The sequence below is a fragment of the Caldicoprobacter guelmensis genome (assembly GCF_016908415.1).
GTDB lineage: Bacteria > Bacillota > Clostridia > Caldicoprobacterales > Caldicoprobacteraceae > Caldicoprobacter > Caldicoprobacter guelmensis.
On record NZ_JAFBDW010000001.1, the window covers coordinates 382,690 to 401,182 of the forward strand.

Sequence of the window (18,493 nt, forward strand, 5' to 3'; positions counted from 1 at the left end):
TATGCTACCTCTCCCTTATTTATGATTCTTATTCTCCTGTTATACCAACTTTATCCAGACTTTCAATCAAATACCTTTCAAGAAATGCATAGAGAATTACTAGAGGCACTATGCACAGTAGCGTTCCCGCCATGCGCACGCTTTCATTCAACCTCAATAGAGGATTAGCAGACTCTGACACCGGATAGAGTTTTGCAAAATACTCAGTAAATCTCTGCAGCGTCAATGGGAATGTCCTTATAGCTGTCTCGAAATACAAATCAGCCAAATATGTCTCGTTCCAGTGCCAGACAAATGAAAAGACAAATACGACAACTATAGCAGGGATAGCTAGCGGCAGATTTATACCAGCAAAGATTTTAACAAATCCAGCACCGTCTATTTGTGCAGCCTCATCCAACGATTTAGGAATCATTTTAAAAAATTGATAAAATATGAGAATAAATATTGTGTTTCTTATATCCTGTCCAAATAATGCGGGCACAAGAAAAGGAAATATGGTCCTTAGCATCCCGTAAGACTTAAACATCAAGTATTTAGGCATGAAGGTTACCTGATCAGGAATTATAAAGGTACATATCACAAGGAAAAACAGGACTCTTTTAAACTTAAAGCTAAACTTGGCAAAGCCGTATCCTATCAGCGCTGAGGAAATAGTTTGACAAGCCGCAATAAGTAACATATAAAAACTAGAAGTCAACAATACATCAAATCCACCCAGGACATTCCATGCCCTAATGAAGTTGCTGAAATATATTTTAGTAGGTATCCATTTTACAAGCGGATTTACAATGTCATACACATCCTTCATGCTTTCGGCAAGCATAATTAGCAATGGATATACGAAGACAAATCCTATACCTATCATCAGTAAATACACAATAATTCTAAAAATTAACCCGTGTTTTTTAGCTACAATCAAATACCTCCTTACTTTATTTACCAAATATCCTGCGTTCACAATAGTCTCTCCTTTCTCAAGCAAGCTACTCTTTTTCTCTACCAAACAACAAGTATGCAAGCATTACAGCAAACAAAATTATAATAAAATAGATCCATGAAGCTGCAGCAGCAAACCCAAACCCTTTCCTAATGTTGAACATGGCTAATTTAATTTGAACGATTATTGGATTGAGCGTTGACATTGAAACATCCATTACAGTGTAAATAATGTTCAAAAAGATAAACGGCCTTAATACTGGTAGTGTTAACTTCCAAAACTGTTGCCAACTTGAGGCTCCATCCACCATAGAAGCCTCAAACATGCTCCTATCAATTTTCTGCAATGCTGATAGAAAAATAAGAGTTTGCACACCTGTATGCCATAATATTAAAACCGCATTATTAAAAACATAGAGTATGGGTACCGAAACAAAACTGGGCAAATATTGAGCAATGAATTTATAAACAGGAAAATTAAATAGCCCTTGAAGGGTAATGGCATTCATGGATTTCAAGTTATCAACCACAGGCCCACTCATTATTATGACCGGCAAGAAAAACAAAGCCCTAAAAAAGCTGCGCCCTTTTAATTTGCTATTTAACAACAGCGATAACATCAACGAAAATATTACCACCATGGGAACAAATAACAGCAATTGCATAAAATATTGAGGCAACGCCAATTTAAAGTCAGGGTCCTTCAACAGCACATCAGTGTAGTTAAAAAAACCAACAAAGGTAGTCTGAACAGCATTCAATAAAAATCTAACTTCGCTAAAACTATATAATATGGTATTAAATATTGGATATATCATAAATACTATAAAACCGATAATCCACGGCGATACAAAGCCCAACCCTATCAACTGCTCTTTAGTCCTCAAACTCATTTTTACCACTTTCATCACCCTTAGTCATAATTATTTTACACCCATGCCTATAATTCTTGCAGATTTTCCTTCAACAATCTCATTGTTATATTTCCAATCTTTGTCAGTATAATTGATTGCTATCGTTGTACCATCCTCATATTCAACCAGCACTATGCCGTTTTCAGGTACTGTTCTTTTTGTAATGGCTTTTCCCTTAACTTTCGATAATATATTATCCACCATCTTATAGGTTGCAATTATATAATCTTTCCAATCATTATACCTTGACGAATATATATAATTTAAATTCGTGGATGCCAGCTTATTTGAATACTCCTCAGTTAAAACATATGATGGATATGCCCCGTAATCGATCAACCTTAAAACATCATCAATGGAGTTAACTCCAAAATTTAAAGGAGGAGCATAATACTCTTTACTGCCGCTTAAAACTATTTGCATAAACGGTACCATGTCAGTTTCAAAAGCAAACTGTGAATGCTGCATAGGTACATCAAAAATCTTGTTGGCATATTTCACAGCATATATGTTAGGGTCATACACTGCAATTTCATTAAGGCTATCACTTGACATTTTAAACATTTCATCTATCTGTTTTTCTATTTGATGCCGTAAAGTAACATTTCCTCTTTTAAAGTCAGAAAACAGATTAGAGGCTAACCCGCTGAACGCTATATTTTTCATAAAATATGGATATTTTTCAAGTGAATCAAGTACTTCACGTACCCCTCGCATGCTTTGATAGTATGTCCGTTGGAACATGGGCATAGTGGCATCTATTTTTTCTATTACCCCGCCATCTATATGATAAGCCAATTTGCTTTTATCTATTTGATGCTCATAACCGCTAAATATCTCCTTTTTCAACAACAGCTCACCGTTGTTAGAGTTAAGATAATCGCTTAAACGCTTTACATCTTTTAGGCTGCCTACTGCAGGGTCTACTGCCGTTTCTGTTAACCTATGACCATTAACGCCTCCTTTCTCGTAACCCCACAATACTACAGACATAGAATTTATGCCTTCATCATAAAGTTCTCTTATCCACCGTTCAACGTCAACCAATCGTGTCATAACGCCTAGGCGATTCCCAATAAATCCCTTATAGGGTTCAGCCATTAACGCCTCTATCAGTAACTTAATATGAGAGCCTTCAGCTGTCGATTTAGTTAAAATTCCCTCTTTGTAGAGTTTTTGCCTGTAAGCCTTTGCCATACCCACATAGTCAGCGTCTTCACCCGATAAGAAGATGTACTCTATTGTAGCATTCACAGCGTTTTTATGGGGTTGCAAAGCAGTAAAAACGCTTCCGCCTGTTTTGCTTATTGGCTGTATATACTGTTCCCTATAAATAAACGCCGCACACACCCAAGTGTAGTCAATAATAGAATTGGCCGGGTTCACGTTTATTTCAGCATATGGTTCTCCACTGGTAATTACAGCCAAAAAGGCATTTTGTTTGCCTCCATGAGCAACTCCAAATACCGGCATGGTAAGCCTCTCTTTATCGGTTTGCCTAGTAATTGATGTCTTCACTGGAGGCCGTTTCATACCTAAATCAGGGCCATAAATCCGCTCAACATACGACGATATATAAGGCCTTGGTTTTGAAAATCTAATCAAAGCACCGCAACCATCGGGTATTAATACATAGCCTGGAAACTCATCTCTGTAAGCAGCCCCAAAGAAAGGCATAATATACAACTTGTGAAGTATGTTTTTGCCTTTTTCAACGATACTCTCGTCTGGCACCGTTACTTTAATTCCCAAATCTGTCAATTCCACGCGAACAGTCAGAGCAATCTTGGCCTCGTAAAATTCCACTTCAGCAGAAAAGCCATTTTTGTCTATGCTAATTTTAGGCTTCTTGGCGTTACTGTGCTTAAGCGGTGAACGGCTTATAGACCCTGACGGATTTATATATTCAACCGTCAAAAGGGAGGTAGCAATCCTTTGCCACTCAAAATTTAAAGATTGCATTTTATCCTTGGGAGCCGCACTGGACCATACATAGCCATTTGATTTATCTTTAACTTTGACAATCAAGTCTTTTTCATTCAAATAAAGCTCTAACCTATCGTTGCTGGCAATCAGCACATCCTGCGAGGTAATATCGGCACCTCGTGCCATTCCACCAGGGTCAGCCATTGGAACCCTTGAGTCCATCTTCTCAATTTTATTTATTCCCCTTGGTACTTCAGAACCTTGTATAGAATTGTCCCCTAAAGCGTGAAGGCATAACAGACTGCTTGCCAAAGCCACCAATGCCAGGATTACACTAATACGTCTTGGCACGAATCAACACCTCCATAACCAGCTCCACCACAAAGTTCCACACCTGCCGCAAGAACAAATAAAACATCGAAGCCGCCAAAATAACTACTGCCATACAAAATAACGTAACAAGCACATTTGAAATCGCCTTGCTAAACTCATACTCGTGCATTTCAGCAATCATCAAGAAAATGTTTACGGCACACCAGCAGATTATAATATCAGTCACGCCAGAGATAAAAAAGCTTTCATTGATAGTAGCCACATTGCTAAGCAAAATAACAAAGGGCATCAACATAATTGCCGGCGCAAAGCTGTAAGCAGTACCGATATACAAAGACCTTAGCGTACCATTTCCATCATGAATTAACCCTACCAAATAGTTACATACTATAAACAGCCCTATTGTCAACACATAAGCAATTAAAGTGTTAATTACAGAGTATTCCTTAACATCAACCGAGAAGATATACCCGCTTGCTGTCTGTCTTAAGACCAACAGAATAAACAGCATTGTGTATATGATAGTGGCTGCTAAAATCGACCCTCTCTTACCCACCTTTACATCATAAGCATTATCAATAGGATGATACAGTGCATATTTTAAATTCACGATATCAAATATCAGCTTATGTCTCAACGCTCTTTCTTTCCAAGTTTTAACTAATCGAACCAAGTTTCTCTTCTTGTTTACTGCTTTAATTACATTGCCTACTATAAAGAGGCACAAAAATACCACCAGTACTTTTCCAAGATGTTCCTGCAGCCAAATATACCTGATTTCCCAGAAAGCAGCCGAATACTCGTCCTTAACCCCTGCTATTTTAAAGTGTTCAAGGGCTTCCCTGTAATTCATTTCCTGCATATATATTCTTCCCATATACAAATGGGCGAGGAAAGAAGTATTGTTAAACCTCAATACTTCCTCCCACAGCTTCTTGCTTTCAGAATATAAGCCATTGTTATACTTATCTATTGCTTTGTGAATATTTAATTGAATAGGAGTAGGTGTAAAAACTTGAATTAATCCTTTTTGTTCGTCCAATACGTACACATTGTCATTTTTATCAACCGCTATACCCCTAGGTACCTCAAACAACCCCACCCTATCGGTCTTCTCTGAATTTCCACCAAATGTACAAATAAGATTCCCCTCATTGGTCAATTCAGTGATAAGCCCATTTCCCTGTAACACATATATTCTGCCATCTTCACAAACATAAAGGTCAGCCGGGTCTTCCAGTTTGATGCTGGTTTTGGTCCTTTTCAGCATGTTTAACCCGTTTATACTATGTTTCTTTACGTTGACGCCGCTTCCCTTATTGACCGTATAAACCAACCCATCATACCCTCTGAATATATTGCCAAACGCAGGAGGAGTCCTTCTTAAGAATACCCTCTTTTGAGCTTCTGTGAGGAAAATGTCTTGCAACTTTTGAAGAATGCTGACGTATACCTCGTTTGAAGCAAAATACCCTAAAAAGTCGCCATTCCCGCTCAAATGAATAATACCCGCTGTCGTACCCTCACTGACTATATAGACTCCTCCATCGTCTGCATGAGCTACCTTTTTAGGTTTAAAACTCTCACTTTTACCAAAATTAGGGGTTTTAGGCCTTTCAAAAGTAAATTCAAGGGCCCCATCTTTACTGAACCTATACACCACTGACTTTTTAAAATCGGCTACATATATCCTTTCATCCCTGTCCACAGACACACCAACAGGTTCTTCCAAAATTCCCTCTCCTATAACTTCTATCTCCGACGTATCCAAATTAACAACAACTATCCTCTTGTTGCCTTTATCCGCTATATACATCTTATTTTCGTAAATATATAAATCCTGAGGTTCTTTAAGCCCCAAGTCGAGATAAAGCATTGTAGGAAGGTATGCGTCTTGTGCTATCTCCAGCTTGCCATTTATAGAATAGGTATAAGTATAGCTGGTGGATTGAGTGCTGTCCGAAGCCGACACAATATCTATATTAAATGTGATAAATAACATCATTGCTAAAACGCAAATAACCTTTCTAAACACACTTATACCTCCTACTTAATGCCTGAATATGCCATGGTGTTTATTACCTTGCTTTGCATGAGAATAAATATCAGCAAATTGGGGATAAACAATATAAGGGATGCTGCAGCTGCAATTCCTCTCCCTTCCACGGTATTACCGGTAGCGGTCGTAATTGCCGTTAGATAAAAAGCAAAAGTCCTCATGCTGTCATCATTAATATAAAGCGATGATGGTTCAGCAGTATTCCACGATATCTGGAAGGCTAATATGGCTACAGTAACAAGCGCAGGCTTAATTACAGGCATCACTATTCTATAGAGGATATAAAAATCATTGGCTCCATCGATAGTAGCCGCCTCTATCAATGAATTGGGTACCTGGTCAGTAAACTGCTTTACCAAGAAAACGCCTACCGGCATAGCAATAAGCGGCAACACCAGAACTAAAAATGTATCAAGCAACCCTAACTTTTCTATAATGAGATACCGTGGAATCCTAACAGCCACAGGTACAAACATAAGGGCAAGCGTATTGATCTCAAACAACAGTCTTTTACTCTTAAAGTTTTTCTTGGACAGTATATATGCAGCAAATGCCGATATAAAAACCGATAAAATTACCGCTAAACCCGATGACACTATGCTGTTAAGGAGATACCTGGAAAGAGGTATGCCTGACTCCATGACCACAGTTGAAAGCTTCCTGAAATTATCTAAAGTTGGTCGCCTTACAAAGAACCTTGGAGGATAGGCAAAAAGCTCATCCAAAGGCTTGAAAGCCGTGGATATTATATACAAGATAGGCAATACCATAAATACAGAGAGCACCGTCAATATTATAAAAAATTTGATTTGGCTCCTATCAAACCTAGATGGGTTAATCTTTGTACCTTGATACTTCATAGAATATCACCTCAAACCCTCAATCATTACTTGCAAACATCTTATTAGCCAGCTTAGAAAAGCCATAGATCAGCAACAATAGCAACACAGACAATGCAGCTGCATACCCCATATCATACCTTAAGAAGCCATAATCCTCTATATGATTCACCATGAGTTGACCGGCATACTGAGGTGTGGGGTTGGAACCCGTAAGGTCAACTCCAATTGTAGCAGAGCTAAAAGCGTTGACTATAGCCATAACTGCTCCAAACAACATCTGTGGCCTCATGGAAGGCACGGTTACATAGATGATTTCTTGAAAGCGGTTTTTTATACCATCTATATATGCCGCTTCATATAATTCAGGATCTATGTTCAATATACCTCCAAGCATGGCAAGAAAACCTATACCCATACTGCCCCACAACGCCACTATGACCATTATATTCATTAAATAATCTGGATTTTGTAACCACTGTATAGGCTTTTCTATGATATTCAAACTAAGCAACAGATTATTCAGATAGCCAAACTGATCGCCCGCGAATATGACCCTCCATATTACCGACATCGCAACCCCAGAAGTGAGGGAAGGAGAGTAGAATATCAAGGCAAAAAATGTTCTGGGCCATTTTGGAATTTGAGCTAGAATCCACGCCAACAAAAACTGGAGTATATACCCACAAGGACCAACAATCAGTGAAAATTTTATAGTATTTGGTAAAACATGTTTTAGAAATACCTCATCTTGCGTCAGTATAGCAATGTAGTTTTCCAACCCTACAAATTTGGGCCTCTGTACCGTATTAAAATAGGTAAAAGACAATATAATGGCTATCAATACCGGCACAGCAATAAACATTATAAACAAAGTAGAATAAGGAACCAACATGGTATAGATAGCTATTCTATCATACCTTTTTTGAGTGCTTAACTTTTCAAACTCCAGACTTACCTCTTTTTTCTTAAACGCTAGCTCCATGGATACTTACTCCTTCCAACTATCAATTTTACTAGCTGTGATGGTCTCAAAAGGCTTGATAAGATTACCTTCACCGTCTATATATCCAAACTCTTTGAGTTTTTTTCTGATCTCTCTGTTGGAAAGAATAATGGCTTGGTCCAACGCTATACGCGGGGGCACACCATCGAATACCACTTTATTCCATGCGTTTGACAGCTCACGTTCCACCGCAAAATATGCGGGATTCCTTGGTATCTCTTTAATATACCGGTACTGCGTTAAAATGACCTCTTTGTCATTTTGGTCTATCACAGAACACTGCATAAAAGCCTTTAAGTTAGCACTAGTCCATATATACTCTGGACCATATCTTAGTTGCATTTCATTGGCATAACTTACCTGCGTTTCTGTGTCCATCCACCATTTTATAAACTCCCAACTTTCTTTAGGGCGTTTAGTGCTTTTCATTATCACACATGAGGTATTGACCGCAGGATGATACCTTAAGACTTCTCCTTCCTCGTTTCTGACGCCTACGCTCGGAGCTATGCCCCATTGCCCCATTATCTCTGGAGCAGCATTTTTAAGCAGTATATAAGTGTTGAAATCTGACATACCTATGGGGGTCACGCCGTATCTAAAATTGTTGTAAAAATTCTCTATATTTTCAGGCAAACTATACTTTGTGTACAGATCCGTCATAAACTTGAAGGCCTTTACGGTGTTAGGATCTCCTAATTCCACCCTGATACCATCTTCAGAGTAAATCTTGCCTCCAAATTGGTGGATGAAAGGCACAGTAACTCCAAAGTGTTTCAATCCTCCGACATTGGCGATCATGGTATTGAAACTCATACCGTAACGAGACAGGGTAGGCAACATCTTTACAACATCATCCCACGTCTCGGGAACTTCCAATTTCAGCTTTTCTAGGATATCCTTTCTATAAAACAGAAGGCTTACATTGACGGTTTCAGGCATAGCATAGCAACTGTCTCCTATAGAAAAAGGAATGAACATTTCAGATGGATAATCCCTTATATATTTACCAAAATCTTCAAACTGCCTCAAGTCATACAGTGCTCCCCTTAATGCAAAGTCAAAAGGCCGATATGACGAAGCGCCCAACACAACATCTGGAGCTCTACCTGCTGAATTAGCCAGCAAGAGTTTTTGCTCATCAGGCATAGTCGAAACATTGACTTTGATACCCGTCTTGGGGGTGAATTCATTTTCGATTTTTTCTCTCAATACCTCTACGTGGGGTATCGAGCGATTGACCCATACGTTTAATTTATCCTCTTCTATTTTTTGGCTGGTTTCCCTCTCTGCAGTAAAGGACAACACCAACTTTTTAGTACCTTCTATAATTGAACGCATAAAATTGACGTTAGGCTCGGGCAGTTGTGCATTAACGCCGGTTACATAGATACAATCTATTGCCATCGGTTGCTTCAATAATTCGGGAAGCAGCAATGCAATCTGTTGTGCAATGGAGTTGCCCCCTAAGTAAAATTGATCTATGTTGTTTACCAGTTTGTCAGGTTCATCAGCAAATACCCTTAATCTGTCTATTGCAATTTTCAATGTAGAAAGGACATAACTGTCTTTTTTATTAGCAATTTGTGACAGTCTTTCATACTCCTTCTGCAATTTTTCTGCGCTTTTTAGCAAATCCTCCTTAATTGTAGGAACATACTCCTCTATATTCCAATCCCTATTTTTATCCACTTTATTTCCCGTGACAAACTTTATTTGCAATGCTATATCGGATATAAGCTTTATAACGCCAACCAAGCTTTCATAGGTTTCAAAATAAGGCGACGCAGTCGATTCAACAGTTAGCCTATGCGTACCTTTTTCTAAATATATCAACACCTTCTCATTTCCTAAAGACAGAGTTTCATTTCGGTATTTTTCACCGCTGTAAGGAAAAGCATACTCACTTAACTCTGCAAAAGGCACTTTATCATCTAAATAAATATGCTTGAACACAGGAAAATCCTTTTTTACAGCTTGTTTGTATTTAAAATGTATATTATAAAGTCCACTTTCTTTCACTTCAAATATATAAGTAACCGACTCTCCAGGATTAGCCCACGTCTCAGGATCCAAATAGTTGATTTTCTTCTTTACCGGATGATAAGGATATACATTATGGTCATTGCTCTTGGCTCCTCTTATATAAGACTCTGACTTCTCTGCATAATCTTCACCCTGGATAATCAGCATTTCATCTTCTATTACCGGTTTGTCCTTATATTGTTCTCTATATTGAGAATAGGAAATAGTATCAATTTTGGGTAAAATGGTAATCCTACCTAGCATTAGTTCTACATGATTATTCTTTATAGTAACAGTATTCTTTCCCTCTTTAAAGTTAAATACTAGTGGTTGTGTTAAATTATAAATACTGGTATTCAGCACGGCGGTTTGCCATTTGAAAACCCTTTCTGAAGATGGATAAACGTCATTGCCGTAGTCATCCTGTTTATACTGCTTGGTCTTATCCCGCCATATAGCAGGCAACTTTATATTCCTGCTCTCGTAGAATTGATATTCACCATTGATACTCACAGAAATATTTAGGTTTTCCATCGTATTTTGGGCAATAAGATAATCTACAGCAATATGATAACCTCCGCCTTTTGGTATATTCACCTCAAAAGTTAAACTTGATTGCGGAGGAAGGAAGATGACATCCTCGCCATATCCCTTACTCATTTCCTTAGGCAATACCTCTATTCCTGAACCGCCTTGAGCAGCAATATCAGCAGGCCTTACAATTACAACTTGGCCATCCTTTACCAAATTGTGTTCAGGCAAAACCTCAAAATATTTTGGTTCCAGTATCTCTGCATATACCTCATTTACCTGAAAACAATATATAAAAAGTACTGTCAATGCTAATAATATGTTTATTAAAGAAATTGTCTCCTTCAATTTATTTTTTCCCTCCGCAACAAAGATAAAGCATGTATAAAATAGTGATAATTAAGGTATGTAGGAGGTGTATACTGTCAGTATACACCTCCTACATACGTTTAAAATTACTGCCGCATGCGCTTAATAGCTTCTTGGGTGATGTCGTTGGCTTTCTTCTCAAGCTCGGCAGCTAAATCAGCAGCCGTCTTCTTTCCTGTAAAGATTTCTTCCCTCATAGCCTTCTCAATTGTCTTGTGGTAAGCAGTATCGAAGTCAGGCACAAACTTGAAACCATCAACGTATCCTCTTTCTAGATTGTCAAGCATAAACTTAACACCTGGTTTTACATTATTGTAGTTGCACCACTTCTCCCTCACAGTTGGATCGTTAACCGCAGGAATGTGGTCAAAAGTTAAAAAGTCCGGTATCCTATCTTCAGTAATATTGGGATACTTCTTCTTTGCCTCTTCTTTATTGTAATTCTCGATAATTTCTATCCTATCATCGAAAGCTGCAGGGTCATAGGACAAATACTTGATAAATCTAAATGCCGCCTCGGGATTCTTGGTACTAGCAGATATGGCATAGGAGTCACACACGATACCAGGACGTGGTATATCCCCTTTCTCTGCCACCGGGAACGGATAGAAGTCCCAATCAAACCCACTGTATTTTTCGTTTTTATCAAAAGACAATCCCCATGAGAAATCCATCCAAAGAGCAACATTACCTTTTAAGAACACGCTGTACGATTCCTCTTCTCCAAACTTTTCCTTATAAGCATTCTTTATTTTTTCAAAGACGGCATCCCTTTCAGCACCTTCTGGCAAGTCCCACGGATTGGGGAACTGCTCCTCGATTTGCCACAAAGCGATATTCCTATCATGCAACTCTTTTGTAAGGTTTACAGCAAAAATCCATTCGTCTCCCAACACATATTTACTTCCGTCCCAGCAGCCCCAACCAAGCTTGTCATTCATCTGAGCCGGCAAGTGTTTAGGAATTTCGACAATACTGTTGGTCCCTATGGTCTGACCTTTAGTAGTTTTAATCAAAATATCCTTATACTCATCAATTGTCCATGTATAATCAGGAATAGGGATGTTATTCGCTTCAAGCAGCGACTTGTTCACTATAAACCCGTGCAGGAACACATAAGTAGGCAACATAACAACCTTTCCATCAAACGTGGCAGTATCTATCAAGTTCTGGTAATACTTCTTTTCGGCATCCTTTTCCAGGAATGGCTTGAGGTCTATGATCCACTTGTTCTGGATTGGAATAAATGGGTTTTCGACTTCAAATACGTCTGGCATTTCTCCTGAAGCAATTCTCTTCGCTAAAGCTTCATTTCCAAACCATCCACCAAAGTCATCTACTACTACTTTAATATCAGGGTTCCTTTCGTTAAATTTGGCAGCCAACTCCTCAGCCATGACGATGTTTTCCCATGTAGCCCATTTTATTACTACCGGTTCTTTCTTTTCTGTACCACTTTGAGATGTTTCCTGTTTGTTTTCAGAAGATGCGCCGTTTTGCTGTGATGGCTGATTGGTATCTTTGGTGTTGGTACTCTTACCACAACCCGCTAAAACTAAAGAAACCACTAAAATACATACAACCAGCAGTGATAATCTTTTCATAACCAGTTTTTACCCCCTTTTTAGACTTTTTATGTAAAACTCTCATGAAGAGAGTTTTACTCTGACATCTAAACACCTTTCTTTCCAATCTTTATAACTCATCTTTTATTTGTAAAGGCAGATGATTTGGAATTTACTACTTTACTTATCACAATTTTTGTTATAACAATTATTAAATTTATTGTTATTTGAGAAGACTTACTTTCTTTAGTAAAAAAGCACATTAGAACAAGGCTTTGATTTAAATCACTTCATTTTAACGCTATCCCTAATCACTATTTCAGGAGTGAGCTCTAGATGTTTCATCGTCTTACTTCCATGCATGGCCATTATCAAAGTTTGAACGGCTACATTAGCCCATTCTTTTATTGGCTGCCTTACCGTAGTTAAAGCCGGTTTAACATGGGTTGCCAAATTAATGTCGTCAAAACCTGCCAGCGAAAGGTCATCTGGAATCTTTATACCTGCTTCGTCGCAAGCTTTTATTACTCCTATTGCCATTTCATCATTATCACAAAACATGGCCTCCGGAATACGGTTTTGAGCTATAAGTAACTTAGCAGTATTGTATCCTCCTTCTATAGTACGACCTCCTTGACAATAAATTTGAGTAGAGGGATCAATACCACATTCTTTTAAAGCGTCACAATATCCTTTGTATCTCATTTGAGTTTCATAAGTCATGTAGGAACCACCCATAAAGGCAATCTCTCTATGTCCACATTCCAGCAGGTATTTTACTATATTGTAAGCACCTTTATAGTTATCTATAGTTACTGAAAAAATGTAATCCCCCTCTATCTTTCTATCAAGCGTTACGATAGGAAAATCACTAGACGAATACTTAAGCAGAACTTTATCAGAGATATTATATGCTGTAACGATCAGGCCATTAGGTCTGTGAGTGTCAAAGATATGCCGTAACGAGTAATCATTGCTAATAAACGCAGTGGTATAGCCAATCAATACATAACCATTAGATATAGCACTTTCTTCAATACACGCTAACAATTCACTGAAAAATGGCCCTTTAAAGTTGGAAGTAGCAATTCCTATTATGTTTTTCATTGGCAAATGCTTCCTCAATAACTGATTTTTTGAATTGATATATCCTAATTCGCTAGCTGCTTGCAATACTTTTCTTGCCGTCTCTTCACTTATTTTGCCTTTTCCGTTGATCACATAGGATGCGGTAGCTAAGCTCACACCTGCTTTTAGCGCAACATCTTTCAAAGTGGCCATTTCTTTATTTACTCCTTTATATAAAGGATATTTAAAAAACACAAGCTTTTTAAATTAACAAAAAGTGAAATATAAATTGTTTTCTGATTATATTATAAACGTGTTAACGCTTTTTGTCAACACGGCTTTAAATAAAATTTAATTGGTAAAACAAGGTAATGTAAATGCTGTTTTTAGTACAACTCTGCACTTAATTTCACTTAATTCACAGCTCTTATTTCACTTAATTTATTGTTTACTTTTTACTAAACGTTTGATATAATCAAATTTATAAAAGTAGTTCATCTTCAATTCATTTACAATTTCAACTAATCACATATACATCGAGAGGGGGAAGCTGATGCTATCGCTCAAAGAAATCGTCAAAAATATGACTCTACGAGAAAAACTGGCACAAATGACTCAGTTAACCGGCTCATTCTTTGAAGATGTGGATTCTGCTGTAACCGGTCCTTTGTCAGAAATGAACATCAGCAAGCAAGACCTGTATAGCATCGGTTCAGTATTAGGCACAAGCGGGGCCAAACAAGTCATTGAAATCCAAAAAAACTATATGAAAAACAACCGTCACGGTATACCCCTCATTTTCATGGCTGACGTTATACACGGTTATCGTACAATTTTCCCTATACCACTTGCAATGGGTTGTACCTGGGACCCTGAATTGGTGGAGCAAGCGGCATCAGTTGCTGCAAAAGAAGCATGTGTGGCCGGCATACACGTCACTTTCTCGCCAATGGTAGATTTAGTGCGCGACCCGCGGTGGGGTCGTGTAATGGAAACAACAGGTGAAGACCCTTACCTTAATTCGTTATTTGCTAGAGCTTTTGTAAGGGGATATCAGAAAGGTGGCTTAAATCAATTTGGCACTGTAGCGTCCTGTGTTAAACACTTTGCTGGCTATGGCGGTGCAGAAGGGGGCAGGGATTATAACACCGTTGAACTCAGCCCTTCGACTTTAAGGGATCAATATTTGCCAGCATATAAAGCAGCTGTCGAAGAAGGTTGTGAAATGGTAATGACCTCGTTTAACACGCTAGACGGCGTACCGTCTACCTGCAATAAATGGCTTTTAAGAGATTTGTTACGAAAAGAATGGGGTTTTAAGGGAGTCGTCATTTCAGACTGGGATGCAGTACGCGAGCTTATTCCTCATGGGGTTGCCGAAAACGAAGAAGAAGCCGCGCTAAAAGCTATACTTGCCGGCGTAGATATAGAGATGATGAGTTTAACTTACTTAACTTGCGTTGAAAAACTTATTGCGGAGGGAAAAATTAGTGAACAATTAATTGATGAAGCAGTTGAGCGTATATTAGAGCTCAAGCAGAAACTTGGTTTGTTCAATAACCCATACCGTTTTGCTGACCCAGAAAAAGAAGAAAAGCTATTATTGTGCGAAGAACATAGGAGACTTGCTTATGAAGTAGCGGTAGCTTCGTTGGTATTACTCAAAAACGATGATGAAATACTTCCTTTAGACGTAAAAGGCAAAAAAATAGGTTTAATAGGGCCCTACGCTGAAGCAAATCACATATTAGGTGGTTGGTCTTGCGAAGGCCGCAATGAAGAAGCAATTACCTTACGTCAGGGACTTGAGGCTTTAGTACCGCCTGATACTTTACTGGTAGCCACCGGTTGCGGAATAGAAGACGGTACTGATGAACAATTAATTGAAGCATTAAAAGTTGCTCAGCAATGCGACGTAATAATTATGGCATTAGGAGAACATCCAGACATGAGCGGTGAAGCCGGTAGCAGGGCATTTTTAACCCTACCTGGTCGCCAACAAGAACTGTTAGAAGCCGTTTATGCTTTGGGCAAAAAAGTGGTGGTAGTGCTATTTAACGGGCGTCCTTTGGACTTGCGAGATGTCGTTAAACATTCGCATGCCATACTTGAGGCATGGTTCCCTGGAACTGAAGGGGGATCAGCTATAGCCAGCGTATTGCTAGGACTTAGGTCTCCATCTGGTCGATTAACTATGAGCTTCCCTTATTGCACAGGGCAAATCCCCGTATATTATAACCAACTGAATACGGGGCGTCCAAAGCCAAGCGAAGATTGTACTGATCGCTTCTACTCCATGTATCTAGACATCCCAAATGCTCCTCTGTTTCCTTTTGGATACGGCTTGACATATACAACCTTTGAGTATAGCAATATAGAAATTGATAATAATATACTTACTCCCGACAACGCAATTAATGTCTCAGTAACCGTCAAAAATACCGGTCGCAGGCCAGGAGTCGAAACCGTCCAACTATATATCAGAGACTTAGTAGGAAGCCGCTCTAGACCCATTATGGAACTTAAAGGCTTTAAAAAAGTAAAGCTTGAACCTGGTGAATCTTGCAAGGTAACCTTTACCATAACCGAAGATATGCTAAGATTTACAACCCTTGATGGAACATTTGATTCTGAACCAGGCAAATTCATCGCAATGGTGGGTAAAAACTCAAAGGACTACTTGTCAATAGAGTTTTCATTGGTAAAATAATGTAAAATAAAACTGAAAAAGGATGTGATATCAAAACAGACATCACATCCTTTTTTATTACCAAAATAAATAAAAATATTTGCTTCATACACCTTAGGCTATGAAAATTCATCCCAATTTTAACTTACCATTTTACAACAACGAAGCAGCCTCTTTATCCAACAGCAAATAAAAATTATTATGCAGCTTTAATGCTGTAGCAGGAAGGCTAGTATCAGGTGGTGACTCTACCGTCTTCTTTATAATCTCAGCTTTTCCTGCTCCGCTAGCCACAAGTATAACATTTCTAGCCTCTAAAAAGTGTTTTATTCCGAGAGTAAGCCCTTTCTCAAGCTGCCTTTGCACAGTGAAATACTTTTTACCCACTTCTTTTGTTATCTCATCAAGTACAACCACGTGGGAATAAGCATCGAAAGGAGAGCCAGGTTCATTAAAGCCAATATGGCCGTTTATGCCTATCCCCAAAAGCACCACATCAATGGGTCCATTTTTAAGCACAAACTCATCTATCCTTTTGCACTCTAATTCAGGGTCTGAAGCTTGGCCATTAAAAAACGCGATATTTGATTCCAAAATCCCAAGGGGGTTAAATAAATTATCGTGCATGAATTTTATACAACTTCCTTCATCTTGCATGCCCAAACCTACCCATTCGTCTAAGCTTACAAATTTGCACCTTGAAAAATCAACCTTTCCTTCTCTGGCAAAGTCTACAAGGCATTTATATATGCCTATAGGTGTATGTCCTGCTGCCAAACACAATAAACCTGTCGGGTTCGCATTAACTACGTTCATTATCAACTTTGCTGCTTCTTTCGACAATTCTTTATAATCACTATATATCCTTAAATCCATATATTATCACCTTGCTCCCATCATTTTGCATTCACCAAATCCTTGCTTATAGGCAGGGACGTATATATGGCTTATTAATTTCCCACAATTCATCCAGTATTTTATAAGCCGCATCTATGCTGTTAACCACAGGGTCTACAAGCAGAGCCTGCAAAGCTATTTCTTTTGAAGCCTTTACGGCTGCCTCTACCGCTAATTGTTGAACAAACACCTGAGTTGATAGCAGAGCAGCAATAGCATTCGGTAACTCTCCTACAGATATAGGATGTATACCGTGCGCATCCACTACAACAGGAACCTCTACAGCAGCATCATAGGGCAAGTTGGATATACTTCCTTTGTTGTAAACTATCCCCGATTCTATATAAGACTTTTTATTGTTTAGAATGCCTGTAATAACATGAACAACCCTTTCCCCAGAAGGCGTAAACCAATCTTGAATAGGCTTTATCCCTTCTATCCTTTCTTCTATCTCTTTTCTCAGCGTAACCCTGTTCCTTTCGTCCCACTCGAAGTCATAACCCTCTTCTCCAGCTTCCCATCCATATGCCAAATACTCTCCTATATGATCATCGCTGCACGACGGAAACAATCCGAATATTTCAAACAACTTTCTTGAAAATGGCATAAAATTTGGGTCATATGCCTTGTTCTTTTCTCTCAACAAAGGATACAAGTCCTCCCCTGTGGATTTATCCCTTATCTGAAGTAGCCACTGGAAGTGATTAAGCCCTGCACCTAATACATCAATGCTATCCTCGTCAACCCCCATGATCCTTGCTACGGTATCCCTACCCATAAATATACCATGGCAGAGCCCCATGCATTTAATCTTAGTGTACTTGCTAAGCGCCAATATTATTCTGCTCTCGGGATTAGAAAAGTTAAGGAAATAAGCGTCAGGGCACAGCTCTTCCATATCCCTTGCTATATCGAAAATGACCGGCAGGGTGCGCATCGTAAAGAAAAGGCCTCCAGGCCCACCGTTTTCCCCTAGCGTATGCCTAATTCCGTACTTTTTGGGCACCTCAAAGTCGTATTTCCAAAGACGGCAGCGCTCTATGGCAATGGAGTTGATTACAAATTGTGCTCCATCAAGGGCCTCTCGCCTATTGGTAGTACAGGTGATTTTTATGCCTGCGCCTGATGCTTCATTCATCTTCAAAGCAAGCCTATACATCCTCATAAGGTTATCGTTATCGATGTCAACAAGGCACAGCTCACTTCCTCTTAGTTCATCAGTAGTGAATATATCCCTAAACACGCTCAGTCCAAATGACATGCTTCCTGCTCCAATGAACACAATTTTTGTCTTGTTCAACTTCAATACCTCCCCTATGTATTTCTGGTTTTA

General features: G+C 38.8%; 12 protein-coding genes. 1 reads left to right on the forward strand and 11 read right to left on the reverse strand.

The window, feature by feature from the left end; translation table 11 throughout:
* Positions 1–28 precede the first annotated feature (28 nt).
* From JOD02_RS02015 to JOD02_RS02055, 9 genes are all read right to left on the reverse strand, one after another.
* Positions 29–961, reverse strand: coding sequence for an ABC transporter permease subunit (locus JOD02_RS02015; protein WP_204486447.1), 933 nt, complete (start codon positions 959–961; stop codon positions 29–31).
* A 25-nt stretch (positions 962–986) separates the two neighbouring features.
* On the reverse strand, positions 987–1,832 hold the full coding sequence (locus JOD02_RS02020; RefSeq protein ID WP_204486448.1) for a carbohydrate ABC transporter permease: 846 nt from the start codon (positions 1,830–1,832) through the stop codon (positions 987–989).
* A 30-nt stretch (positions 1,833–1,862) separates the two neighbouring features.
* Positions 1,863–4,130: a DUF5696 domain-containing protein gene (locus tag JOD02_RS02025; protein WP_204486450.1), complete on the reverse strand. Its 2,268-nt coding sequence runs from the start codon at positions 4,128–4,130 to the stop codon at positions 1,863–1,865.
* Entirely contained in the window at positions 4,114–6,147 is a 2,034-nt protein-coding gene (locus JOD02_RS02030) for a YIP1 family protein (RefSeq protein ID WP_204486452.1), read from the reverse strand. Before JOD02_RS02030 ends, JOD02_RS02025 begins: the two co-directional genes overlap by 17 nt.
* 11 nt (positions 6,148–6,158) lie before the next feature.
* Positions 6,159–7,031 carry a carbohydrate ABC transporter permease gene (locus JOD02_RS02035; protein WP_204486453.1) on the reverse strand — a complete coding sequence of 291 codons (873 nt, stop codon included), beginning with the start codon at positions 7,029–7,031 and terminating at the stop codon, positions 6,159–6,161.
* Between the two features lie 19 nt (positions 7,032–7,050).
* On the reverse strand, positions 7,051–7,995 hold the full coding sequence (locus JOD02_RS02040) for a carbohydrate ABC transporter permease (protein WP_204486455.1): 945 nt from the start codon (positions 7,993–7,995) through the stop codon (positions 7,051–7,053).
* Positions 7,996–8,001: 6 nt separating this feature from the next.
* Positions 8,002–10,920, reverse strand: coding sequence for an extracellular solute-binding protein (locus JOD02_RS02045; RefSeq protein ID WP_204486457.1), 2,919 nt, complete (start codon positions 10,918–10,920; stop codon positions 8,002–8,004).
* A 107-nt stretch (positions 10,921–11,027) separates the two neighbouring features.
* The gene (locus JOD02_RS02050; protein ID WP_204486458.1) at positions 11,028–12,545 is read right to left on the reverse strand and encodes an ABC transporter substrate-binding protein; all 1,518 of its coding nucleotides are present in this window, start codon (positions 12,543–12,545) and stop codon (positions 11,028–11,030) included.
* Between the two features lie 246 nt (positions 12,546–12,791).
* Complete coding sequence (locus JOD02_RS02055; RefSeq protein ID WP_204486460.1) at positions 12,792–13,787, reverse strand: LacI family DNA-binding transcriptional regulator; 996 nt, start codon at positions 13,785–13,787, stop codon at positions 12,792–12,794.
* Positions 13,788–14,127: 340 nt separating this feature from the next.
* On the opposite strand from JOD02_RS02055, the gene JOD02_RS02060 reads away from it, so the two are divergent.
* Positions 14,128–16,284 carry a glycoside hydrolase family 3 N-terminal domain-containing protein gene (locus tag JOD02_RS02060; RefSeq protein ID WP_204486462.1) on the forward strand — a complete coding sequence of 719 codons (2,157 nt, stop codon included), beginning with the start codon at positions 14,128–14,130 and terminating at the stop codon, positions 16,282–16,284.
* A gap of 132 nt (positions 16,285–16,416) precedes the next feature.
* On the opposite strand, the gene JOD02_RS02065 is transcribed toward JOD02_RS02060, so the two are convergent.
* On the reverse strand, positions 16,417–17,139 hold the full coding sequence (locus JOD02_RS02065; protein WP_204486464.1) for a glucosamine-6-phosphate deaminase: 723 nt from the start codon (positions 17,137–17,139) through the stop codon (positions 16,417–16,419).
* A gap of 46 nt (positions 17,140–17,185) precedes the next feature.
* A complete protein-coding gene (locus JOD02_RS02070) occupies positions 17,186–18,460 on the reverse strand; it encodes an alpha-glucosidase/alpha-galactosidase (RefSeq protein WP_204486466.1) in 1,275 nt (424 codons plus the stop codon).
* Between the last annotated feature and the right edge of the window lie 33 nt (positions 18,461–18,493).

Excerpts from the sequence above, each read along its gene's own strand:
- JOD02_RS02020 (WP_204486448.1), bottom strand. The coding sequence starts at position 1,832 with ATGAGTTTGAGGACTAAAGAGCAGTTGATAGGGTTGGGCTTTGTATCG.
- JOD02_RS02035 (WP_204486453.1), bottom strand. The coding sequence starts at position 7,031 with ATGAAGTATCAAGGTACAAAGATTAACCCATCTAGGTTTGATAGGAGC.
- JOD02_RS02040 (WP_204486455.1), bottom strand. The coding sequence starts at position 7,995 with ATGGAGCTAGCGTTTAAGAAAAAAGAGGTAAGTCTGGAGTTTGAAAAG.
- JOD02_RS02050 (WP_204486458.1), bottom strand. The coding sequence starts at position 12,545 with ATGAAAAGATTATCACTGCTGGTTGTATGTATTTTAGTGGTTTCTTTA.
- JOD02_RS02055 (WP_204486460.1), bottom strand. The coding sequence starts at position 13,787 with ATGGCCACTTTGAAAGATGTTGCGCTAAAAGCAGGTGTGAGCTTAGCT.
- JOD02_RS02060 (WP_204486462.1), top strand. The coding sequence starts at position 14,128 with ATGCTATCGCTCAAAGAAATCGTCAAAAATATGACTCTACGAGAAAAA.
- JOD02_RS02065 (WP_204486464.1), bottom strand. The coding sequence starts at position 17,139 with ATGGATTTAAGGATATATAGTGATTATAAAGAATTGTCGAAAGAAGCA.